Genomic DNA, 22,084 nt, shown 5'->3' on the forward strand with positions numbered 1-22,084 from the left:
GCTACCGGACGCGAGCCTGCCGCTCGAGCAGCCGGCCGAACACCGGGTCGGGCTCCTCGTACTCCGCGCGGTGGCGGTGGCAGTAGCTCGTGCGTCCGCTCTCGCTCACCGGGTGGTGCGCCGGGCGCTCGGCGTCGCAGACGCTGCCGAACTCCTCGCGCATGTACTCGCGGGCGGCCCGCTCGTCGCCCGCGCGGACGTACTCGACGGTCCGCTCGACGTGGCGGCGGATCTCCGGGGGGAGATCGAGGTCGCCCATCACCTCGTGGCGGATCTCGTCGATGTCGGAGAAGCGCGTCTCCATGCCGAGGCGGGCCCTGGCGCGTTCGGTGAGACTCCGATCCGCCCTCGCGCGCTCGCGGAGGATCTCCCGGAGCAGTTCGACGGCCTCCCAGACCTCGTCGTCGAGGTCCCGGTACTGCTCCGGACGGATCTTCACCGGGCAGCGCGTGCTGAACGGACAGCCGACCGGCGGGTCGCGCGGGCTGGGCGGCGTCCCCCGGAGCGTGACGCGCTCGCGGGTCGCCGTCGGGTCGGCGTCGGGGATCGCCGACAGCAGCGAGTACGTGTAGGGGTTCTTCGGGTTCTCGAACAGCTCCTCCGTCTCGCCGATCTCCATGACGTGACCGAGGTACATGACGGCCACCCGATCGCAGATGTGGCGGACGACGCTCAGGTCGTGTGCGATGAAGAGGTAGGTCAGTCCGAACTCGTCCTGGAGGTCCTCCAGCAGGTTCAGGATCTTCGCCTGGACGCTCACGTCGAGCGCCGAGACGGGCTCGTCGAGGACGATGAACTCCGGCTCCAGGGCGAGCGCCCGCGCGATGCCGATGCGCTGGCGCTGCCCGCCGGAGAACTGGTGGGGATAGCGGTAGTAGTGCTCCTCGCGGAGACCGACCGTCTCCAGCAGTTCGCGGACCCGCGCGCGGCGCAGTCGCGCCTTCGAGACGCGCACCGTCACGGTCACGTCGACGGCGTCGCCCCGATCGCTGACCGCGGCGGTCGCGTCCTCGTCCGGGAGGGGGATCCCCTCGCGGACCGACGCGCTCGCCGATCCCCCCGAGAGGGTGACGACGACGTCGGCGTCGGAGACGCCCTCCGGGACCGGCCGGCCGTCGCCGGAGACGGTCACCTCGCGGTCGCCCGCGCCCTCGACGCGGACCGAGAAGTCGGGCCAGTCGTGGACGTCGAGCGGTTCCTGGACGATCTCGCCGACCGTCATGCGATCGTTGAGGCTGGATTCGGGGTCCTGGAAGACGATCTGTGCGTCCCGCCGCCAGTGCTTGAGCTTCGACCCGGAGAACGTGGTGATGTCCTCCCCGTCGAAGAGCACCTCGCCGTCGGTCGCCTCCTCCAGGCGGACCAGCGTCCGCCCGAGGGTCGTCTTCCCGCAACCGGACTCGCCGACGAGACCCAGCGTCTCACCCCGCTCGATCCGGAAGGTCACCCCGTCGACCGCCTTCACGGGCTGGGAGCCGAGCAGTCCGCCGCCCTCGTAGTAGGTCTTGAGGTCGTTCACTTCCACGAGCGCGTCGCGCTGTTCCGTCGTCTGGGTCGGTTGCTGGACGAGTTCCTCACTCACGATCGGTCACCTCCGTCGGCCGCGCGGTCGTCGCGTTCGCGGTGGTAGGCCACCGCCTCCTCGCGGCTCCTGTCCTCGGGGTAGAGGAGACACGCCGCGGTGTGGTGGGCCTCGCCGTCGCTCACGTCGACGTTCACCGGGTGGACGACGTCGCAGGCGTCGAACGCCTGCGGACAGCGCGGGGCGAACCGACAGTACGTCGGCTCCTCGTTCGGCGTCGGCACGTCGCCCTCGATGGTCCGCAGGCGCTCCTCGCCCGCGTTCCGCCCGGGGATGGATTCGAGCAGCCCCTGCGTGTAGGGGTGTTTCGGCGCGGCGAACAGCTCCTCGACCGGCGCGCTCTCGACGAGTTCGCCGGAGTACATCACGTTCACCCGGTCGGCGACCTCGGCGATGACGCCCATGTCGTGGGTGATGAACATGATCGAGAGGTCGCGCTCCTCCTGGATCTCCTCTAAGAGTTCGAGGATCTGCGCCTGGATGGTCACGTCGAGGGCGGTCGTCGGCTCGTCGCAGATGAGCAACTGCGGCTTGCACGCGAGCGCCATGGCGATCACCGCCCGCTGGCGCATCCCGCCGGAGAACTGGTGGGGGTACTCGTCGACGCGCCGCCGGGCGTCCGGGATGGAGACGGCTTCGAGCAGGCGGATCGCCTCCTCGGTGGCCGCCTCGCCCGTCTTGCCCTGGTGGAGGCGGACCGCCTCCTCGATCTGGTTACCGACGGTGTAGACCGGGTTGAGCGACGTGAGCGGGTCCTGGAAGATCATCGCGATGCCGCGCCCCCGGAGCGCCCGCAGCGCGTCCGCCGACGCCTTCGTGACCTCGACGTACCCGCCCGGCCCGTCGCGCACGACGAACGCGTCGTCGTCGACGACGCCGAGGCGGGCGGCGTAGCCCCGCTCGACCAGGTCGCGCATGTCCACGAGCCCCTCGCGGACGAGCAGCGTCGCATCGCGCCGGTCGTCCGCGCCGTCGGTGAGCCGCTCGGGCGTGACGCCCCGATCGAACAGCCGCTCGACCAGCGCGACGACGTCGTGGTCCCGGCGCAGGTCGTCGAGGTCGACCGTCCGCTCGGGGAACCGCTCTGCCAGCCGGTCGACCGTCGCCTCGTCGCTGAAGCGGATGCTCCCGCCCATGACCCGGCCGGGGGAGTCGATCAGCCCCATGATGGAGCGGGCGGTGACCGACTTGCCGGAGCCGGACTCGCCCACGATGCCGACGGTCTCGCCCGGCCGGATGTCGAACGAGATGTCGTCGACGGCGCGGATGGTCTCCTTGTCCGTGAAGAACGTCGTCCGCAGGTGCTCCACGGAGAGGACCGGCTCGCGGCCGAGCTGGAGGCTCATCCGCCACCTCCGGCGACCGCGGCCTCCTCGGCCGCGCCACCGCCGCCCTCGCTCTGCGGGTCGATCGCGTCGCGGATGCCGTCGCCGAGCGCGTTGAACGCCGTCACCACGAGCACGATGAGGATCCCCGGGACGAACGCGATGTGCCACGACGCGGTCGTGACGTACCCCCGCCCGTCGGCGACCACCTGTCCCCACTCGGGGGTCGGCGGGTTGATGCCGATGCCGAGGAACGACAGCGCCGACGTGGTGATGATGACGCCGCCGATGGTCATGGAGGCGTAGACGAGCAGGTAGCCGAGGATGTAGGGGAGCATGTGCTTTCGCATCGTGACGGTCGGACGCTGCCCGTAGCTGCGGGCGGCGTCGACCCACTCCTGTTCGGACACCTGCATCGCGGGGCCGCGGATCAGCCGCCAGATGCCGGGCCAGTAGATGAACCCGAACACGAGCGCGATGAGCAACCCGCCGTTGTAGAAGTCACCGAGCCAGTGGTCGGCGAACACGACTGACATGAGGATGAGCAGCAGGATCGCCGGGATGGCCTGGATCGAGTCGCTCACCACCACGACCGACAGGTCGGCGAGTCCCTTGTAGTAGGCCGTCAGCAGGCCGAACGCGACCGCGATGAAGCCGCTGATGCCGATGGCGAGCAGGCCGACGAACAGCGACACGCGCGCCCCGTAGGCGAGCTTGGTGAACATGTCGCCGCCGGGCGTCGGTAACGTCCCCAGCGGGTGGAACCGGCCGTACTGGTCGTACTCGCCGATGGTGACCGTGTTCTCGGGGTTGCTCCCGCCGGTCGACGCCGTCGCGAGGTTGGCCTGACCGTAGTTCGTGGTCTTGACCTCGCCGGCCTCCTCGTCGAAGTACTTCAGTTCGGCACCGTACGGGTCGATCGCGTCGTCCTGGTAGGTCACCGGCGAGAGCGTCGGCGCGAACAGCGCGAGGCCGACGAACAGCACGACGACGACGAAGCCGAACTGCCCCCAGCGGTGGGTGCGGAGTCGGCGCACCACGTCGTCGCGGGGCGTCCAGTCGGCGTAGCGGTAGTGCGTGACGAACACCTCGTACCCCTTCCAGATCCAGTAGAGGAAGAAGAACACGTAGGCGTAGACGAGCACGAAGCGGATCGCCCACGCGATCGCGGGCGGGAGGCCGAGGAAGGTCCCGACGTACCCCCGCCCCGGCACCTCGTACCCCTGGTTGGGGATGAGGTCGCGCGAGAGCAGCGTCGGGATCTGCACCGCCGCGTCGCGCAGCCCGTCGAGGAACCCCTTCGCGGCCTGGATGCCGCCCGTGATGTCGACGACGCCGTTGATCAGGCCGCCGCCGATGTCGACGACGAACTTGAGCACGTCGATGGTGATCGACAGGAGCGCGCCGACCTCGACGAGCACGAGCAGGGCGAACACGGCCCCCCACGCGAGCGCCGGTCGCGGGTTCTGACGGATCCGTTCGCGCAGCGGCCGTTCTTCGGTGTAGCGTGTCTCGCTCATGGTCATTCGTACCCGATCCGCGGATCGATCACGGTGTAGAGGAAGTCCTGCAGGATGTTCATGCCGAGCGTGATGAGGACGAAGACGAAGATCAGCGCCCCGGCCAGCGGGAGGTCGCCCTGGGTCACCGCCTTGAAGAACAGGTTCCCGAGGCCGTTGATGCCGAACACGGCCTCGACGACGACCGACCCGCCGATGAGGAGGAACGCCTCCGCCGTGATGACCGGTACCAGGGGAATGAGCGCGTTGCGGAAGACGTGCTTCCAGACGATGACGCGCTCGGAGAGGCCCTTCGCCCGCGCGGTCTCGACGTAGTTCGAGTTGATCGTCTCGAGCACCGCGGTCCGGCCGATGCGCATCTCGTTACCCATCGACGCCGATCCGAGCACGAGCGCCGCCGGGAGGATCTGCTTGATGGCACCGATCAGGTTCTCGAACCCCTCCGCGTCGAACGTCGGGACGACCCCGTCGAACTCGACGATACCGAGGTTGTTCAACGGCGGTGCCGTGATGACGTTCGTCTCGACGATGAACTCGCTCCAGTCGAGCACGCCGTTGGTGAGTTCGCTGGAGTTGACGAGCATCGCGGCGAGGATGATGCCGAGCCAGAAGTTCGGCATCGCGCGCCAGACGATCCCGCCGAACGAGGCGGTGTAGTCCGCCGACGTGTTCGGGTTCAGGCCAGCGTAGAAGCCGAGCGGGATACCGACGAACAGCGCGACGAGCACGGACCAGAATCCGAGCCAGATGGTGCGCGGCGCGCGGCTGGCGATGAGGTCGGTTACGGGAGTTCCGCGGGTGATCACCCACGACTGCCCCAGGTCGAACGTGAGCAACCCCGTCATGAAGTCGATGTACTGCTTCCAGAGCGGGACGCGTTCACCGTTCTCGTTCAGAATGCCGATACTCTTCGCGACGGCGATCCGATACTGCGGGTCGTTGTTCAGTCCGACGATGGCCGAGACCGGGTCAGTCGGGCCCACCCGTATGATGAGGAAGGCGAGCGACATCGAGAACAGCAGGATCGGAACGACGAGCACGAGCCGTCGGAGGAAGTAACTCCACCGGCTCATGGCCCGTCACCGCCGTCGGTTCGCTGGCGTACACGGCAGGTGGCGTGTACGCTACCGCGGTCGCTGCAGGTGTGAATCATTGTAGCGTGTCGCTGGGTTTTGTGTTGCGGCAATTATGTCTTTCCATCCTCCGAGCGAGGACGAAAAAGCGGGGCGGCGGTCCCTAGCTGCTGCTGTTGTTTCCGGTGGGCGGCGCGTCGGTGGACTTGGGCTGCGCGTCCTGTTCGATCCAGAAGCGGTTGTACTTCTGGCGCGACGGCCCCATCGCGCCGAACTTGGGCGCGTGGAGGTAGTCGTAGCTGAAGCGCTCGGTCGCCCCGTGGAAGGTGTTCACGAGCACGACGTCCTCCCAGTTTGCCTCCTCCATCTTCAGGTAGGCCGCGTTGCGCTTCTCCTGGGCCTCCTTCGTCGGTTCGAGGTTGTTGCTGATCGTCTTCCAGGCCTCGGCCGCCTTCTTCGACGCGGCCGTGGGCTTGTCGCGCCCCCAGTTGGTGTAGGTCAGCACGCCCGTCTTTCCGGTGTAGGTGTTCGGCGGGTTGATGAGCTGCAGGAAGTTGTCCGGGGCCGGCCAGTCGGCGATCCACCCGAGGGTGTACGCCTGGAGGTTACCCTTCTCCCCGCGTTCGAGCAGCGTCGCGAACTCCGCCTGCTCGATCTTGAGGTCGATGTAGGCACCGCGGAGCTGCTGCTGGAGGATCTGGGCGATCTGCTTCCACGTGTCGGAGACGTAGTGGGTGAAGGTGACCGAGATACGGTTGTTCTCGCCGTAGCCGGCCTTCTCCATGACCTGCTTCGCCTTCTCTACCTGCGACTCCTTGCCGTAGGGGTAGGCCTCCTCGACGTGGCTGTCGTACCCCTCGCCCGCGCCGGGGAAGATGAGCGGCGGCGTGAGGTGGTAGCCGGGCTCGACGCGGCCCTTGTAGACCTGGTTCGCCAGTTGCTGCTGGTCGGTCACGTACGCGACCGCCTGTCGGACCGGCTTCGGCACCTTCGAGGTGTTGAACGCGAAGTAGAACGTGGAGACCTCGGGGACCTTCAGGTAGTTGACCGTCTCGCCGTTCTCGAGGGGGCCGTACTTGCCGATCGTGCGACCCTGTTCGTCCTTCTCCTCGTCCTTGATGTTGCTCCGCTGGTACTTCGGCGTGGGGATGGGGAACGAGTCGACGTTCTTCCCCATCGCGTAGTTGAAGACCGCCTGGTCGTTCTCGATTACCTGCCAGTGGACCTTGTCGACGTAGGCCGCCTCGCCGTGGTAGTCCTCGAAGCGGCTGGCGTCGGCGGCCGTCCCCTTCTCCCAGCTCTCGAACACGAACGGCCCGGCACCGATCGGCTTCTGCTGGGCGAACTGCTTGTACTGCTTGCTCGGATCGCCCTTATCGTTCGTCTCGTCCTCGATCTTGCCGACGATTCCCTCGGGGACCGCCGCGAAGGAACTGTAGGCGAGCATCTGCAGCGACGCGTGGAACGGACGCTCGAGGTTGACGACGAGCGTCTTGTCGTCCTCCGCCTCGACGCCGAGCGTCCCCGGCTTGTAGTTGCCCTCGCTGTCCTTCTCGTGGGTCACGCCGAGGGAATCCAGGAGGAAGTACGCCCGCTCGGAGTGGGGCGACGCGGCGAGTCGCTCGAAGGAGTAGACGAAGTCCTGCGCGCGAACCGGATCGCCGTTGTGGAACGTCGCGTCCTTCAGCGTGAACGTGTACTGGGACGCGTCGTCGTTCGTCTCCACCTTCTCGGCGAGGAGTTCTTCGACCTCGGTCTCGCCGTTCGGGTAGTTCATCAGCGGGTCGAACACCTGCTGGACGACCTGGCCCGAGGCCGTGTCCGCCGCTGCCACCGGGTCGAACGTCGTGATCGTCGAGTTGATCTTCCGATACTCGCCTCCCTTCTGCGGTTTCTGGTTTCCGTCGCCGTCACCGTCGCCGTCGCCGCTCCCGTCGTCGTTGCCGCCCATGCAGCCCGCCAGCGCCGCGGCGGTCGCCGCGCCGCCGGTCGCCTGCAGGAACCGACGCCGTGATACGCCGTTATTGTCTGTCATTCCAAATCCTCGTATTTGATTATGATTGATAAGCTTGCCGTTGTCGCGTCGCCGGCGGAACCGTCCGTCAGCCGCGACTCGTCGGCGTCGTTCGCGTCCGTCAGCGTCCTTCCCGTGTGATATGCGTCCACACGAACTCCACGTAGCGGTTCTCGTAATATACCTTCTCTGTTATGTAAAAACCCGATTTCACCAACGCTCGGAAACGGCGTCTTCGACCGAATTCGGGCGTTAGAAGTGTGATAACGGGGGTATTAGTACTGTCGACCCGTTTCAACGAGGGTTCCGTTCCGACATGTTTATTACGGGATGTTAGCTAGTGTCACGTCATGGAGCCGAACACGGCGTCGGCGTCCGGCGGGGACGTCGAGTGCGAGGTGATGGCGGCGATCGACGATCAGCGGCTCGTCATCGCGGACCTCTGTCGTGACGGCGCGTGGCTCGCCCTCCCGCTCTCCCAGGCCCTCTCGCTCGAAGCGTCGCGGTGACGGACCTTCGAGGAGGAAGACTGATAATCCGGTGGCGTTTTCACACCCCCAATGGCCCTCTCCGGTTCGTGGAAGCGCGACTTCGCCAGCGGCGTCATCGTCCTCGCTCCGGTCCTCGTCACCCTCTACATCCTCAAGTGGCTCTTCGACAAGGTGGCCGCCCTGGGGATCATCGACGTCGAACCGGGGACGCTCCCGGCGGGGTACCGGTGGTCCGCCCCCTACCTCGAAGTCGGCCTCCTGCTGCTCGTCTTCGTCCTCCTCACGTTCTCCGTCGGGTACATGATGCGGACGACGTTCGGGAACGTCGTCGAGGAGAGCATCGACTCCGCGATGAACCAGCTCCCCGGCCTCCGGGTCGTCTACAACGCCTCCAAGATGGCCGTCGAGACCGCCGTCTCGGGGCCGGAGGACCTCCAGAGCCCGGTCAAGGTCGAGACGTGGAACGGCCTGCGCATGACCGCGTTCAAGACGGGCAAGGTGACCGACGACGGCAACGAACTCCTCTTCATCCCCACGTCCCCGAACATCACCACCGGGTTCGTCGTCGAGTGCACCCCGGGGCAGTACGAGGAGACCGGCGAGACCGTCGAGGACGCCCTCACGCGCGTGCTCTCGGCCGGCTTCGGCGACAACAAGGACGGCGGCATCCCCATCGCCGTCAACGAGGAGGACGCCGAGCGGCGGACGCTCAACTGAGGTTCAGACGCCGGCGACGGCCCGGAGCGCGAACACGAGGTTCTCCTTTCGCTCCATCACCCGCCGGTAGAAGTAGGAGAACCACCTGTCGCCGTAGGGGACGTACTGGTAGACCGGGTACTCGCGGGCGAGTTCGACCTGCGCGTCCTCGCGGACGCCCATGAGCATCTGGATCTCGAAGTCGGTGCCGTACTCCCCGTGCAGTTCGATCGCGCGGTCGATCATGGCGGGGTCGTGGCTCCCGACGGCGACCGTCCCGTCGTACTCCCGAAAGAGGTACTCGAGGTGCTCGCGGTAGGCCTCGTTGACCGCGGGTCGGCCCTTCAGCGCGATCTCCCGCGGTTCGTCGTACGCGCCCTTCACGAGCCGTATCTTCCCCGGCGACGCGACCAGCCGCTCCAGGTCCTCGCGGGTGCGCTTCAGGTTCGCCTGCACGCAGAGCCCCATCTCGGGGTGCTCCGTCACGAAGCGCTCGAAGGCGTCGATCGTGTCGTCGGTCGTCGTGTGGTCCTCCATGTCGATCCAGACGAACACGCCCTCGCGCTCGGCGGCCGCGACGACGTCCCCGAGGTTCTCCTCGAACGTCTCGGCGTCCACGCCGAGGCCGATCTGCGAGGGCTTCACCGAGATGCACGCGCCGACGTCGGCCCCCGCGACGTCGGCGACGAGTTGCCGGTAGGTCGCCGCGTCCTCGGCGGCCGGTTCCGGGTCGCGGTAGTGCTCCCCGAGCAGGTTGATGATACTCCTGACGTTCCGCTCTCGCAACCGACGGGCGTGTTCGAGCACCTCCGCTGGCGTCTCGCCCGCGACGAACCTCCTCGCGATCGGGGGGATCATGGCTGGTGGGTTCTGCCGGTCCCCACTTGAGGCCTCCTCTTTCCGCGCCTACCGCTCGTGGACGACCATCTCGACCCCGTCCTTCGGGCGGGTCGTGATGCTCGCCAGCAGGTCGAGATCGGTCGACGGCGGCAGTTCGAGGTGGTACCGCCGCGCGACCGTCGCGAGCACGAGGCGCGCCTCGAGCAGCGCGAAGCGGTCGCCGACGCAGCGCCGCGGCCCGCCGCCGAACGGGAAGTAGGCGTAGCTGGGCAGCGACGCCTCGAAGTCGGGCGTCCAGCGCTCCGGCCGGAACGCCATCGGGTCGTCGTACCACCGCGGGTCGCGGTGGACGGCCCACTGCGGCATCGAGACGGTGACGCCCGCCGGAACGCGGTACCCGCCGATCTCGTCGTCCTCGACCGGCTCGCGCACGATCCCGTGGACCGGCGGGTAGAGGCGCATCGACTCCCGGATCACCCGCTCCGCGTATCCGAGGTCGTCGAGGTCCGCGAGCGTCGGGACCCGCGCCCGTCCGATCCCCCCGCCGTCTGCGAGTACGCGGTCGAGTTCGTCGACCAGCCGGCCCTCGACGCTCGGGTACTGCGCGAGGAGGTACCACGTGAACGACAGCGCGAGCGCCGTCGTCTCGTGGCCGGCGAGCAGGAGCGTCATCACCTCGTCGCGGAGTTGCTCGTCGCTCATCCCGCGTCCGCGCTCGTCGATCGCCGCCGCGAGCATCGAGATCACGTCGTCGCCCCCCGCGCTCCGCCGCTCGTCGATGATGTCGTAGACGACCTCGTCGAGCGTCTCGACCGCGCGTCGGTAGCGCCACCGGCTCGGCGTCGGCACCCGGTCGGGGACGTAGAGGTCGTAGACGTCCTCGGAGTGCTCCATCACGACGTCGAGCGCCCGTCCCACGCTCGGCGCTTCGTCGCGGATGTCGACGCCGAACAGCGCGTCGGCGACGATCTCGAGCGTCAGGCCCATCATGTCCTCGTGCACGTCACGGCGCTCGCCGTCGCCCCAGGAATCGAGCATGCGCTCCGCGTAGTCGGTCATCGTCCCCGCGTAGCGCGCGATCCGGTCGGGGTGGAACGCGGGCTGGACGAGGTGGCGCTGTCTCCGCCACGTCTCGCCCTCGCTGTTCAGCAACCCGCGGCCCGTCACCGGGCCGAGTAACCGCTGGAAGAGCGCCCCCTTCACGTAGTTCCCGTTGTTGTGGACCAGGACGTACTCGATGTCGTCGGGGTGGGTGAGCTGGTAGAACGGCCGGCCCGCCGTCTCGATGTAGACCACGTCGCCGTGTTCCTCCGCCGCGCGGGTCGTGAAGCCGAACGGGTCGCGGGCGTACGCGACCGTGTTGCCGAGGATGGGGAGGCCGTCGGGACCGGGAGGTCGGGGACCGAGCGTCTCGCTCATAGTCGTAGCTTCGCCGCGCGACGTATCACGGTTTCGCGCCGGTCCGCGCTCGCCTTCCCCGCTCTCTCCCGTCCCGTTCCACCCCCCTTTATATCCGCACTCCGAGGAGCGGAGCGTATGCTAGAGGCCGTGGCTCGCGCCGTCTGGGCGATGCTCCCCGCGTACGTTCCGAACAACGCCGCCGTCCTCTTCGGCGGCGGCCGCCCCATCGACGGCGGCCGGACGTGGAACGGGAAGCGCCTCCTGGGCGACGGCAAGACCTGGCGGGGGACGGCGGTCGGCACCCTCGCGGGCGCGCTCCTCTCGCTCCTGCTGAACCGCGTCGCCGGGCGCGTCGAGGGGCGGACCGGCTGGTCGCTCCCCCGGTTCTCTCTCCGCACCGGCCTCGCGCTCGCGTTCGGAGCCATGCTCGGCGACATCGCCGGCTCGTTCTACAAGCGCAGGACCGGCCTCGCCCGCGGCCAGATGGCCCTCGGCCTCGACCAGCTCGACTTCGTGGCGGGCGCGCTCGGCCTCGCGCGACTCCTCGCCCCGCGCTGGTTCGACCGCACGTTCACGCGCCCCACCGTCGCCGTCGTGCTCCTGCTCACGCCCCTCCTGCACGTCGTCGCGAACGCCGTCGCGTACCTGTGGGGGCTGAAGGACGAGCCGTACTAGACCACCTTTTGCTGCGGTCGTGTGCGGCCGACCCGCTTCGCGGTCGGCCGCGACTCCCTGGCAAAAGCTGGATCAAAACCGCGCCTCACCCTCTCAGTCGCTCCGCTCCTTCGAGGGATTCGGCGCGTCCGCTCGCTCGTTTCACTCGCTCGCGGTACGGTGCGCTGGCGTCGGCAGTAATGAACTCGATCTACCGTCCGTACCTTTATACCGGAGAACGGGACCAGAGGCTCCCGTGACGTGACGTTCGTCGCGGGGCGCTTCGCGGTTGCCCGCCACCTTTTGCTGCGCTCGCCCGCCAGCGACACGCTTCGCGGTCGCTGGCGGCTCGCTGGCAAAAGCTGGATCAAAAGCCAGCGTCACCTCCTCGGGCACTCGCTTCGCTCGCGCCCTCGAAGGTTCCTTGGCCCGCTCGCTCCCTTCGGTCGCTCGCGGCTGCTGCGCTGGCGTCGGCGGTGGTGGGCCGGGCCGGTCGTCCCGTCCGTACTTTTATAACGGAGAGCGGGACCAGAGGCTCCCGTGACGTAACGTCCGTCGCGGGGTGCCTGCGGTTGTGCGACGCCACGCCCCGCGAGCAGCGCCGCGGCGTCGCCTGCACGCCCACGTTTTACTGTGCTCCCTCGCGCTCGCTTCGCTCGCGCTCGGTCGCTGGCAAAACCTGGACCAAAACCGCGCCTCACTCCCATCGCCGGACTCGCGGTGCTCGTCCGGCGTGCTCCCGCTCGCCTCCGGCTCGCGGGAACTGCGGTCGTTCGGCGCGTCCGCTCGTTCGGCCGTCGGCCTCACTCGCGGGTGCGTAACACCGCGCCCCGCGACAGACCCCGACCGGCGTCGCCTGTTCGCCACTCCCGTCCTCGTAGAGCGACGGCGACACTTACACGCTTTTGGCCGTCCGCCGGGCAGGACCGGTATGTTCGGTAAACTCGGTCGAACCGGTTTCGCGGGGCTGCTCCTGCTCCTCGGCGGCCTCGCAGTGCTCGCGCTCGAGAGCCTCCTGATCGCCGGCGGCGTCGCGCTCGTGCTGGTCGGACTGCTCCTCGTCGCGAAGGGCCTCGTCGGGACGATGCTCTCGGCGTTCGGGATGGAGGGGATGTTCTAGCCCGACCCGCCGGTCCCGTCGGCGCGGCTGGGATCGTCGTAGCCCGCGCGGTGCTCGCTGATGAGGCGGTCGACCATCGCGCCCTTCTGCTGGCGACGGCGCTCCTCGGCGCGCTCCTCCCAGTCCGCGATGACCGCCTCGACCTCGGACTCGGGGGCGATCGCGAGTTCGTCGATCTCCTGGATAGACACGTCCTCCGCGGGACCGACGGGGATCTCGTGCTCGAACAGCACCTCGTCGGCCGCGTCCGAGAGGCCGCCCTTCCGGAGGACGACCCGCGGGTTCGTCGCCGCCAGTCGCTCCGCGGTGGATCGCCCCGCGCCGCTAGCGTCGCGGAGGAAGACGACGTCCCCCTCAGCGAGGCCGAAGCTCCCGTCCGCGGCCTCGATGGCCCCCTTCGTGAACTGCTCGACCACCTTCACGGGGACGAGGTCGCGCCGGCCCTCGGCCACGTCGGCGAAGTTCGAGTGATCGAGCTTCCAGAGCGTCTTCAGACGCTCGAGCTTCTCCTCGAGCGCCTCGGTCGCCTCGCGCTCCTCCGACAGCTCGCGCTTCAGACGCTCGTTGTCGCGTTCGAGCCGGGTGACGGCTCGGCGCTCGCGCGCCTCGCGGCGCTCCTCGCGTCGGGCCTCGCTCAACTCGCGCTCGTACTCGGCGATCTTGTCGTTCTTCGTCGAGACGGTCTCGCGGAGGTTCTCCACGTGCGATTCGAGGCGATCGATGCGCGACTCGAGGTGCTTGATGCGCTTCTCCTCGGGGGTGAGTTCGCGCGGAGCGTGCTCCTCTGTCTCCTCCTCGGTCGCCTCGTCCTCGGTGAGGTCGTCGACGACGGCCTCGACGGACTCCCCGCCGGAGACGACCCGCGCGATCACCTCGCCGCGGTCCATGGTCGCGGGCACCTTCCGGGCGATGCGCTCGAACTGATCCTCGTGGTGGTCGAACGCGAACAGCGCCGCGGCCATCGCGTCGCGCTCGTGGTCGTTGTCGTATCCGATCTCGCGGGTGCGGTGCTGTTTCGAGTCGATCGGGAGGTCGCGCTCGGGCGTCCAGGCGGCGGCGTCGAAGCTCCGGCGGATCTTCTCGACCGTCTCCGGCATCGGCGTCACGTCGGCGGCCACGACGATCGGCCGGCCGCGCTCGACGATCCACTCGATCACCTCCGCGGTGTCGGCCGTCCGGGTCGAGAGCACGTCGAGCACCTCCCCGCCGAGGCCGACGACGGCGACGGCGGTGGTCGTCCCGGGGTCGATCCCGACGAGGACGCGGTCGCGGCGCTTCGCCAGCGGCCGGAACTCGATACCGTCGCGCCGCTCGCGCTCGATCTCGACGCGCACGTCGCCTCGCCGGAGCCGCGAGACGGGGATCTCGTCCGGCCGGGCCTCGACGGTGAAGACGGCGTTGGCGAGGCCGCCGTACTTCTCGGTTCGATCGACCTCGTAGTCGAGGCCGGCCTCGCGGAGGGTGTCCTCGACCTCGCGGGCCTTCCCCTGGACGTTGCCGTGGATGCGCCGCGTGAAGCGGTCCTCCGACCAGCCGCCCTTGCCCGTCGAGCGGCCGCGGGAGACCTTCACGGTGGACGTGTTCGTGAACGCGCTCACCTCGTGGCCCACGTTGGCGGCGGCGAGGCGAGCGGCGGCCTCGGCCTCCTTCATCGGTTTCTTGCCGTAGGGGACGCCGTGGCGGGAGGCGACGCGGGAGAGCGGTTCGGGGCGCTCCGCGCCCGTCACCTGCACCAGCTTCGTCTCCGAGGGGAGGTCGCGGAGGAGGTGTACGAGCGCGTCCTTGTCGGCCGCTAGCTCGTACACGTTGTCCGTCGCGACCATCGCGGGTCGCTCGCGGTCGATGAGCCGCCGGAGCTTTCGCAGGGAGACGACGTCGCGATCGACGTGCTCACCGTCGAATGCGACGACGGCGTAGGAGGGGGCGTCGCCGCGGACGTCCCCGCTCTGGACGTCGACCCCGAACACGACCGCGTCGAGCGCACTCGTGCGGGTACTCACGGGTCGGGCTAGACCGCGTACCGATAAAAACCTCCTGACGGTTCACCCGTCGGGCGACCACTCACAGGCCGTCCCGTAGACCAGCGCCTCGTCCTCGACCCACGCGTGCAGACAGGCGTAGTTGCAGAACCCCCCGACCGACTCGCGCTCGCCGTCCGGCCCGCCGGTCGCTTCCTCCACGAACACCGGATCGTAGCGCGCGAGATCGCTGCCGCAGTACGCACACTCCATGCCTACGGCTACGGGACGGACTGACGAATACGCGACGCTCGCGTGCGGAGTCGCTACCCTTCCGACTGGGGCTCCTCGGGGTACGGCACGTCGAGTTCCTGGCCGTCCTCGGCGACGAACACCTCGCCGTCGAAGACCTCGCGGGCGTCCTCCAGGAGAGGCGTGGAGTATCCGCCGTAGCGCGTCGAGACGTGGGTGAGCGCGAGGCGCTTCGCCCCGGCGCGGGCGGCGACGAGGGCGGCCTCGCGGGCCGTCGAGTGGCCCGTCTGGGGCGCTCGCTCGGCGTGGTCGTCGGCGAACGTGGCGTCGTGGATCAGCAGGTCGGCGTTCGCGGCGGCCTCGACGGTCGCCTCGACGGGCCGCGTGTCGCCGGTGTAGACGAGGTGGCGGCCGGGGCGGGGCGCGCCGACGACCTGCTCGGGTCGGACGACGGTGCCGTCGTCCAGTTCGACTGGCTCGCCTGCGTGCAGACGCGAGAACATGGGGCCGACGGGGACACCGAGTTCCTCCGCCCGTTCGCGGTCGAACCGCCCCTTGCGTTCGTCCTCGATCAGAGCGTAGCCGACCGAGATGGTGCGGTGTTCGGTTCGGAAGGCGCGCACCTCGTAGTCGTCGGCGCGCAGCGCCGCCTCGCCCGGGCGCACCTCGTCGATCCGTACCGGGTAGGAGGGGTTCGTGTTCGTCGCGCGGAGGAGGCGCTCCACGTCCCGCCGGGTCCCCGGCGGGACGTGAACGGCCAGGGGAGCCTCGCGGTCGTTGAAGTCCCACGTCTGGCAGAGACCGGGCAGGCCGAGGACGTGGTCGCCGTGGAGGTGAGAGAGAAAGACGTGCGAGACGTCGAAGCCGGTCCCGAAGCGCATCATCTGGCGCTGGGTCCCCTCCCCGACGTCGAAGAGGAAACGCTCGCCCTCCCGACGGACGAGGACGGCGCTCGTGTTGCGCTCGGTCGTCGGGACGGCCCCGCTGGTCCCGAGGAACGTCACGTGCATACACCCACTCGCCGCGGCGGTCCTATACTCGCTTCGAAAGCGCGCGAAGGTTTTTCGCTCGCGGCGGCGATGGGAAACCATGAGTCCCCTCAGCGAGCGCGCTCGCGAGAAGATCGTCGAAGTCCTCGCGCTCGCCATCCTCGGGGTCGGCCTCCTCGATCTGTTTCTCGGCGTGTTTCCCGAGATCCCGTTCTTCGTCGTCTGGATCGTCGGCTACGCCGTCCTCCTCCCGATCGTCGCCCTCCTGCTCGGCGTGGAGGACGAGGACGAGTCGTTCGTCGACGGGATCGAGCGCGCCGCGGACGACGTGGCTCGCGAGATCGAGCGCGTGACGGGGACCGGCTCGCGGAGCCGTAACGGAACTGACGGGGATCGACGCGACCGCGGGGAGTCCACCGGCGACGTCGGCGACGCGATCGAGACCCTCCGCGCACGCTACGCGCGCGGCGACCTCACGGACGAGCAGTTCGAGCGGAAACTCGACCGCCTGCTCGAGACCGAGTCCCCCGAGTCGGCGGCCGAGTGGCGCACCCGTGAGCGCGAGCGCGAGCGCGAACGTGAGCGGCTCGACGAGCGTTCCTGACGGCACCGTTCACACCGTTCACACCGTTTAATCGGACGACTGCGACGGGATCGAACGCTTCCGAACGACCGGCCGACTTTTTGTAGGAATACGTGACTACCTCGAAACGCGATGAGATCACTCAGCACCGCGCTGCTCGTGGGGCTGGTCGTCCTGGCTGGCTGTCTCAGCGGGACGCCCCTGACGAGCGGTACGAACGGCGATACCGACCCCGACGACGCGGGGTCGGCGCAGATGGGAACCGTCAACGTGTACGTGAGCGACCAGCCGAACGCCATCGAGGCGTTCTCGCACCTCAACGTGACCATCACGGAGGTGGGCTTCCGGACCGCGAGTGGCGACGCCGGCAGCGGGGCGAACGTCTCCGGGAACGCCTCGACGAACGCGTCCGATGACGCCTCGACGAACGTCTCCGATGACGGCAACGACACCGCCTCGAACGCGAGCGCGAACGGTTCCGCTCGCGCCGACGGCGAGGCGGAGGCCGATACGAGGGGCGCGTGGCGCATCTACGACGTGGACGACCGCCGCGTCGACCTGACGGAACTGCGGGGAGCGAACGCGACCCTGCTCGGTAACGTCTCGGTACCCGAAGGGACGTACACCGGCGTCTACGTCGAGGTGAGCGAGGTGAACGGAACCCTGGAGAGCGGCGACCGGGTGAACGTGAAGCTCCCGAGCGGTCGCCTGCGCGTCCACGACCGCTTCACCGTCGGCGGCGAGGGCGAGAGCGAGGTCGACTTCGTCTTCGACATGACCGTGTTCGAGGCGGGCAAGAGCGGGAAGTACGTCCTGAAACCGGTCGCCGAGGAGTCCGGTGCGGACCAGCCGTTCCGGACGATGGCGACGGGTGAGACGGGCGTCCGCGCCCGCTTCGTCGGTCCGGTCGAGGCGGGCGAGCGGGCGACCGTGAAGGTGACCGGGCCCGGCGGGCCCGTCGCCGACGCCGCGGTCTACGTGAACGGCGAGGAGGCCGGAACGACCGGCGGCGACGGCACCGTCTCGGTCGCGCTCCCCGACGGTCAGCGCGAGGTCGAGGTCAGCGTCCAGGTATCCGGGGGCGGCGACGCGACGGCGACGGTGTCGCTCGACCTCGCGGTGCGCTTCGGGGCGGACGGCGTGATCGGAGCCGCCGCCGACGGCGGCGACGGTGAAGGAGGGGCGACCGCGAACGGTGAGGAGAGCGCGAACGGCGAAGCGAACGCGAGCGCGGAGGTCGGAGCGAACGCGAGCGTCACGGGCGGCGACGACGGCGACGGCGGTGCCGGCGACGACGGTGACGACGCGCGCGCCGACTCGGCGGTGGCGGTCGGGGTGAGCGCGAACGCGAGCGCCGAGAACTGACGGACGCGGCGCTCCCGCGAACGCCGTGCGGCGACCGACCGATTCATACCCGTTCGACGGTTCACGTCGGGCATGGACGGCCCGCTGTGGACCGAAACGCACGCGCCGACGCTGGAGGACCTGCCGCAGGCGGAGGTCCGCGACGCCCTCCGGCGGGCGGTCGACGAGCCGATGAACCTCGTGTGCTACGGTCCGCGGGGTGCGGGCAAGACCGCCGCCGTCCGCGCGCTGGCGCGGGAGGCCCACGACTCCGAGAACGACCTCGTCGAGTTGAACGTCGACGACTTCTTCTCGCGGACGAAGACCGAGATCAAGAACGACCCGCGCTTCGCGTCGTTCCTGGTCGGGCGCTCCCGGATGTCCAAGCGGGACATGATCAACCACGTCCTGAAGGAGGCGGCCGCCTACGCGCCCGTCTCCGGGACGTACAAGACGATCCTGCTCGACGACGCGGGGACGATCCGCGAGGACTTCCAGCAGGCGCTGCGCCGGGTGATGGAGCGCCACCACCGGACCACCCAGTTCGTCATCGCGACGCGCCAGCCCTCGAAGCTCATCCCGCCGATCCGTTCGCGCTGCTTCAACGTCCCCGTCCGCGCTCCGACCCACGACGAGGTGGTGTCGGTCCTGCGTGACGTCGTCGAGGCGGAGGGGGTCGAGTACGAGGGCGACGGCCTCGAGTACGTCGCGGGCTACGCCGACGGCGACCTCCGGCGGGCGATCCTCGGCGTGCAGACCACCGCGGAGACCGCCGGCGCGGTGACGATGAACGCCGCCTACGAGGCGCTCGGCGACGTGGGTCTGACCGGGAAGGTCGCGGAGATGCTCGACGACGCGGAGGCGGGCGAGTTCACGGACGCCCGTAACACGCTGGACGCGCTGCTCATCGACGAGGGCTACAGCGGGGAGGAGATCCTCGGGGACGTGCTCCGCGTCGCCCGCTCGCGCCACTCCGGGCGCGAACTCGCGCGGCTACACCGCCTCGCTGGCGAGGTGGACCTCGATCTCGCCGACGGGACGAGCGACCGCATCCACCTCGCCCACCTGCTCGCGGAACTCGGCAGGTAGCGGTAGCTCACTCGTTGCGCGGCACCGCGAGGTTCCTGAGGTACCCCCCGCACTTCCGGCAGAGCCGCCCGTGCTTCGCCGTCTCGTACCGCGCCTGACAGTCCATACACTCGTAGTAGGGGTCTGCATCCCCCGTCCCCTGCGAACCCATGCCCGGTGTAGTACGCCGGTCAATGTTAAACGTTACCGTATAGCACATATTCGGGGACGATCTCGGAGGCCGACCGCCGGCGCGGCGTCCGAGGAGTCGCGGCGGGACGGTCACGCGAGGACGAGGACGTGTCTGTCGAGCGACCGGTGGACGCGCCGTTCGAACGCGCGCTCGACGGTCCAGCCCGCCGCCTCCGCCGCCTCGCGCCACGGGCGGTCCGCGACGAGCACGCACCGGGGTGCGACCCGCCGGGCCTCCGCGAGCGCGTCGCCGACCAGGGCGTCGAGCCCGCCGACGATCTTCGACTGGCGGCCGTAGGGCGCGTCGAAGACGACGGCGTCGACGCTGTCGTCGCGCAGGGGGAGGCGCGTCGCGTCGCCGCGGAGCGTCTGTGCGGCGGCGGGACCGAGGAAGTGCGCGAGGTTCTCTCGCGCGCCGCGGACCATCTTCCGCTGGGCGTCGAGGCCGATCACCTCCGCGCCGACGAGTCCGCCCTCGACGAGCACGCCGCCGGTACCGCACATCGGATCGAGCACCCGCGCGCCGGGACGCGCTCCGGCGACGTTGACCAGCGCGCGGGCGAGCATCGCGTCCATGCTCCCGGGCTGGAAGAAGGGTCGGTCGGTGGGGCGGCGCGCGGCGAAGTCCCGCGGCGTCTCCACCTCGAGCCACCCCAGCGCGCAGGTGTCCCCCGAGAAACAGGCGCGCAACTCGTGGTCCGGACCGTCGAGGTCCACCTCGAACCCGCGCGCGACGAGGACGCTCCCCAGCTCGCGCTCGGCGCGTCGCGTGTCCACGCCCGTCGTCCCCCGGACGTCGCGCGCGCGGACGGCGACGGTCCCCTCGCGGTCGATCCGCGCGGCGTCGAGGAGTGCACGCGCGTCGGCGACGTCGGCGTCGGTCGTCCCGACGAGCGCGCTGACGCGGCGGGTGTACGCGAGCGACGCGACGCGCTCCGTGACGCCGCGCGCCGTGGCGAGACCGGGGGCGAGCGGCCGCACGTCGGAGCAGGCGCTCGCGGCTTCGCACCGCGCGAAGGGATCGTCCTCGCCGACGAGTTCGAGGAGGTACACGGGTTGACTCGCCGACGGACCCGTATCAGCGTACCGAAACCACCGGTCGTGGGATCGACCTGTCAGAGCATCCCCCACACCTTTATAAAGGTTAAATACGTGTTTTAAGTCGAAATACATGCCCGACCCCAAGGAAACCATCAATATCGAGAACGTGGTGGCCTCGACCGGCATCGGCCAGGAGCTGGACCTGCAGAGCGTCGCGATGGACCTCGAGGGAGCCGACTACGATCCGGAGCAGTTCCCCGGCCTCGTCTACCGGACGCAGAACCCCAAGTCGGCCGCCCTCATCTTCCGCTCCGGGAAGATCGTCTGCACCGGCGCGAAGAGCACCGACGACGTCCACGAGAGCCTCCGCATCGTCTTCGATAAGCTCCGCGATCTGGAGATCCAGGTGGACGAGGACCCCGAGATCGTCGTTCAGAACATCGTCACCTCGGCCGACCTCGGCCGGACGCTCAACCTGAACGCCATCGCCATCGGTCTCGGCCTCGAGAACATCGAGTACGAGCCCGAGCAGTTCCCGGGACTCGTCTACCGCCTCGACGACCCCGACGTGGTCGCGCTGCTGTTCGGTTCGGGGAAGCTCGTCATCACGGGCGGCAAGAAGCCCGAGGACGCGGAGCAGGCGGTCGACAAGATCGTCTCGCGGCTCGAAGAACTCGGCCTGCTCGAGTAACCGAGCGTGTCCCCTCTCCGGAGTATCGACGCGCTAGCGGTGCAGCAGGTGACGCCGACCGCCGGCGGGCCGCTCGCGCTCGTCGGCACGTTCGTCCTCCTCTCGCTGCTGTTCGCGCTCACCGCGCACGTCGCCGCGCGCTACGTCCTCGGCGACGTGCCGTACTCGCGGGCGCTGTTCGTCGGCCCCGTCCCGGCGGCGGTGACGCTGCTGCTCCAGCAGTACCCGACGTGGGCGATGATACTCGTCGGCGTGCTCGGCGACTTCCTCGCCATCCGCTTCGTCTACCGCGTCCGCGCCGCGGTGGGGGGGCTCATCACCGTCGTCCACTACGCGGTGACGGTCATCCTCAGCATCATCGTCTACTTCGTGATCCTCACCCTCTCGACCGCGCCCGCGTAGCTCACTCCACGAGCCGTTCGATCTCGGTGACGAGGATGCCGCTCGCCCCCTGCTCGCGGAGCTTCGCGATGGTCTCGAAGACGTCGCGCTCGTCGACGACGACGTGGACGGCGAGCATCCCCTCGCCCGCGATGTCCATCACGGTCGGCCCACCGAGGCCGGGGATGACCCCCTCGACCGCCTCGAGTCTGTCCTCGGGGACGTTCATCATCAGGTAGCGCTTGCCGCTCGCGGCGAGGACGGACTCGAGGGCCGTCCGCACCTGCTCCACCTTCTCGTCGCCGACGGCGTCGGAGCGGGCGAACAGCCGGACGGAACTCTCCATCACCTCCTCGACGATCCCGAGCCGGTTCATGCGGAGGGTGGTCCCGGTGCTCGTGATGTCCACGATCGCGTCCGCGATGTCGACGTGCGGGGTGAGTTCCGTCGCCCCCGAGACCTCCGCCACGTCGACCGCGACGCCGCGCTCCTCGAAGAACCGGCGCGTGACCCGCGGGAACTCCGTGGCGACCGTCCCCCCCTCGAGGTCCGCGACCGACTCGACGGCGTCGTCCTCGGGGGCGGCGAGGACGAGCCGACACCGCCCGAACCCCAGATCCAGGAGGTCCACGAGGTCGGTGCCCGACTCGCGCTGCATGTCGAGGCCGGTGACGCCGACGTCCGCGGCCCCGTCGGCGACGTACTCGGGGATGTCGGCGGCGCGGACGAACAGGACGGTCACGTCGGGATCGACCGTCTCCGCGTACAGCTTCCGGTCCGCGCCGTCGACGAGGTGCAGGCCGGCCCGTTCGAGGAGATCGATCGTCGGCTCGTGCAGGCGGCCCTTGTTGGGCACGGCGATTCGCATA

At 69.2% G+C, this 22,084-nt stretch carries 23 protein-coding genes; 9 read left to right on the plus strand and 14 right to left on the minus strand.

Annotation, left to right across the window (positions count from 1 at the left end; genetic code table 11):
• Position 1 precedes the first annotated feature (1 nt).
• From NKI68_RS10260 to NKI68_RS23565, 6 genes are all read right to left on the minus strand, one after another.
• Positions 2–1,582: an ABC transporter ATP-binding protein gene (locus NKI68_RS10260; RefSeq protein ID WP_254542958.1), complete on the minus strand. Its 1,581-nt coding sequence runs from the start codon at positions 1,580–1,582 to the stop codon at positions 2–4.
• Positions 1,579–2,928 (minus strand): ABC transporter ATP-binding protein, encoded by a 1,350-nt coding sequence (locus NKI68_RS10265; protein ID WP_254542959.1) that lies wholly within the window; start codon positions 2,926–2,928, stop codon positions 1,579–1,581. The genes NKI68_RS10260 and NKI68_RS10265 overlap by 4 nt, the downstream gene beginning before the upstream one ends.
• Positions 2,925–4,427 (minus strand): ABC transporter permease, encoded by a 1,503-nt coding sequence (locus tag NKI68_RS10270; protein ID WP_254542960.1) that lies wholly within the window; start codon positions 4,425–4,427, stop codon positions 2,925–2,927. The genes NKI68_RS10265 and NKI68_RS10270 overlap by 4 nt, the downstream gene beginning before the upstream one ends.
• A gap of 2 nt (positions 4,428–4,429) precedes the next feature.
• Positions 4,430–5,500, minus strand: coding sequence for an ABC transporter permease (locus NKI68_RS10275; RefSeq protein WP_254542961.1), 1,071 nt, complete (start codon positions 5,498–5,500; stop codon positions 4,430–4,432).
• 163 nt (positions 5,501–5,663) lie between these two features.
• A complete protein-coding gene (locus NKI68_RS10280; protein WP_254542962.1) occupies positions 5,664–7,535 on the minus strand; it encodes an ABC transporter substrate-binding protein in 1,872 nt (623 codons plus the stop codon).
• Positions 7,532–7,666: a hypothetical protein gene (locus tag NKI68_RS23565; RefSeq protein ID WP_256562580.1), complete on the minus strand. Its 135-nt coding sequence runs from the start codon at positions 7,664–7,666 to the stop codon at positions 7,532–7,534. Before NKI68_RS23565 ends, NKI68_RS10280 begins: the two co-directional genes overlap by 4 nt.
• Before the next feature lie 198 nt (positions 7,667–7,864).
• Here NKI68_RS23565 and NKI68_RS10285 point away from each other — a divergent pair, with 198 nt between their 5' ends.
• Both NKI68_RS10285 and NKI68_RS10290 read left to right on the plus strand, forming a co-directional pair.
• Positions 7,865–8,023: a DUF7556 family protein gene (locus NKI68_RS10285; protein WP_254542963.1), complete on the plus strand. Its 159-nt coding sequence runs from the start codon at positions 7,865–7,867 to the stop codon at positions 8,021–8,023.
• Positions 8,024–8,074: 51 nt separating this feature from the next.
• Complete coding sequence (locus NKI68_RS10290) at positions 8,075–8,722, plus strand: DUF502 domain-containing protein (protein ID WP_254542964.1); 648 nt, start codon at positions 8,075–8,077, stop codon at positions 8,720–8,722.
• A gap of 3 nt (positions 8,723–8,725) precedes the next feature.
• Here NKI68_RS10290 and NKI68_RS10295 read toward each other — a convergent pair whose 3' ends face one another.
• Both NKI68_RS10295 and NKI68_RS10300 read right to left on the minus strand, forming a co-directional pair.
• Positions 8,726–9,559, minus strand: a complete 834-nt coding sequence (locus NKI68_RS10295) for a proline dehydrogenase family protein (protein WP_254542965.1) — start codon at positions 9,557–9,559, stop codon at positions 8,726–8,728.
• A gap of 48 nt (positions 9,560–9,607) precedes the next feature.
• Positions 9,608–10,960, minus strand: coding sequence for a cytochrome P450 (locus NKI68_RS10300; RefSeq protein WP_254542966.1), 1,353 nt, complete (start codon positions 10,958–10,960; stop codon positions 9,608–9,610).
• Between the two features lie 117 nt (positions 10,961–11,077).
• On the opposite strand from NKI68_RS10300, the gene NKI68_RS10305 reads away from it, so the two are divergent.
• Both NKI68_RS10305 and NKI68_RS10310 read left to right on the plus strand, forming a co-directional pair.
• Positions 11,078–11,617, plus strand: coding sequence for a CDP-2,3-bis-(O-geranylgeranyl)-sn-glycerol synthase (locus NKI68_RS10305; RefSeq protein ID WP_254542967.1), 540 nt, complete (start codon positions 11,078–11,080; stop codon positions 11,615–11,617).
• A gap of 910 nt (positions 11,618–12,527) precedes the next feature.
• A complete protein-coding gene (locus NKI68_RS10310) occupies positions 12,528–12,716 on the plus strand; it encodes a DUF7470 family protein (protein WP_254542968.1) in 189 nt (62 codons plus the stop codon).
• Here the strand turns inward: NKI68_RS10310 and NKI68_RS10315 are convergent.
• From NKI68_RS10315 to rnz, 3 genes are read right to left on the minus strand one after another with little or no spacing between them, the layout of a single operon-like run.
• Positions 12,713–14,716, minus strand: coding sequence for a DUF460 domain-containing protein (locus NKI68_RS10315; RefSeq protein WP_254542969.1), 2,004 nt, complete (start codon positions 14,714–14,716; stop codon positions 12,713–12,715). The genes NKI68_RS10310 and NKI68_RS10315 overlap by 4 nt on opposite strands.
• Positions 14,717–14,758: 42 nt before the next feature.
• A complete protein-coding gene (locus tag NKI68_RS10320; protein ID WP_254542970.1) occupies positions 14,759–14,947 on the minus strand; it encodes a hypothetical protein in 189 nt (62 codons plus the stop codon).
• Between the two features lie 53 nt (positions 14,948–15,000).
• A complete protein-coding gene (rnz, locus tag NKI68_RS10325; protein ID WP_254542971.1) occupies positions 15,001–15,936 on the minus strand; it encodes a ribonuclease Z in 936 nt (311 codons plus the stop codon).
• Positions 15,937–16,015: 79 nt separating this feature from the next.
• On the opposite strand from rnz, the gene NKI68_RS10330 reads away from it, so the two are divergent.
• From NKI68_RS10330 to NKI68_RS10340, 3 genes are all read left to right on the plus strand, one after another.
• Positions 16,016–16,519, plus strand: coding sequence for an SHOCT domain-containing protein (locus NKI68_RS10330; RefSeq protein WP_254542972.1), 504 nt, complete (start codon positions 16,016–16,018; stop codon positions 16,517–16,519).
• Between the two features lie 111 nt (positions 16,520–16,630).
• A complete protein-coding gene (locus tag NKI68_RS10335; protein WP_254542973.1) occupies positions 16,631–17,863 on the plus strand; it encodes a DUF4382 domain-containing protein in 1,233 nt (410 codons plus the stop codon).
• Between the two features lie 72 nt (positions 17,864–17,935).
• A complete protein-coding gene (locus tag NKI68_RS10340; protein ID WP_254542974.1) occupies positions 17,936–18,931 on the plus strand; it encodes an AAA family ATPase in 996 nt (331 codons plus the stop codon).
• 7 nt (positions 18,932–18,938) lie between these two features.
• On the opposite strand, the gene NKI68_RS10345 is transcribed toward NKI68_RS10340, so the two are convergent.
• On the minus strand, positions 18,939–19,082 hold the full coding sequence (locus NKI68_RS10345) for a rubrerythrin-like domain-containing protein (RefSeq protein WP_254542975.1): 144 nt from the start codon (positions 19,080–19,082) through the stop codon (positions 18,939–18,941).
• 110 nt (positions 19,083–19,192) lie between these two features.
• Positions 19,193–20,155: a methyltransferase domain-containing protein gene (locus tag NKI68_RS10350; RefSeq protein WP_254542976.1), complete on the minus strand. Its 963-nt coding sequence runs from the start codon at positions 20,153–20,155 to the stop codon at positions 19,193–19,195.
• A 118-nt stretch (positions 20,156–20,273) separates the two neighbouring features.
• Here NKI68_RS10350 and NKI68_RS10355 point away from each other — a divergent pair, with 118 nt between their 5' ends.
• Both NKI68_RS10355 and NKI68_RS10360 read left to right on the plus strand, forming a co-directional pair.
• Complete coding sequence (locus NKI68_RS10355; RefSeq protein ID WP_254542977.1) at positions 20,274–20,834, plus strand: TATA-box-binding protein; 561 nt, start codon at positions 20,274–20,276, stop codon at positions 20,832–20,834.
• 39 nt (positions 20,835–20,873) lie between these two features.
• Positions 20,874–21,236: a DUF7473 family protein gene (locus tag NKI68_RS10360; RefSeq protein ID WP_254542978.1), complete on the plus strand. Its 363-nt coding sequence runs from the start codon at positions 20,874–20,876 to the stop codon at positions 21,234–21,236.
• Position 21,237: 1 nt separating this feature from the next.
• Here the strand turns inward: NKI68_RS10360 and hisG are convergent, their stop codons facing one another.
• Positions 21,238–22,083, minus strand: a complete 846-nt coding sequence (gene hisG, locus NKI68_RS10365) for an ATP phosphoribosyltransferase (protein ID WP_254542979.1) — start codon at positions 22,081–22,083, stop codon at positions 21,238–21,240.
• Position 22,084 lies beyond the last annotated feature (1 nt).

It is taken from the genome of Halomarina pelagica, from assembly GCF_024228315.1.
Classification (GTDB): domain Archaea; phylum Halobacteriota; class Halobacteria; order Halobacteriales; family Haloarculaceae; genus Halomarina; species Halomarina pelagica.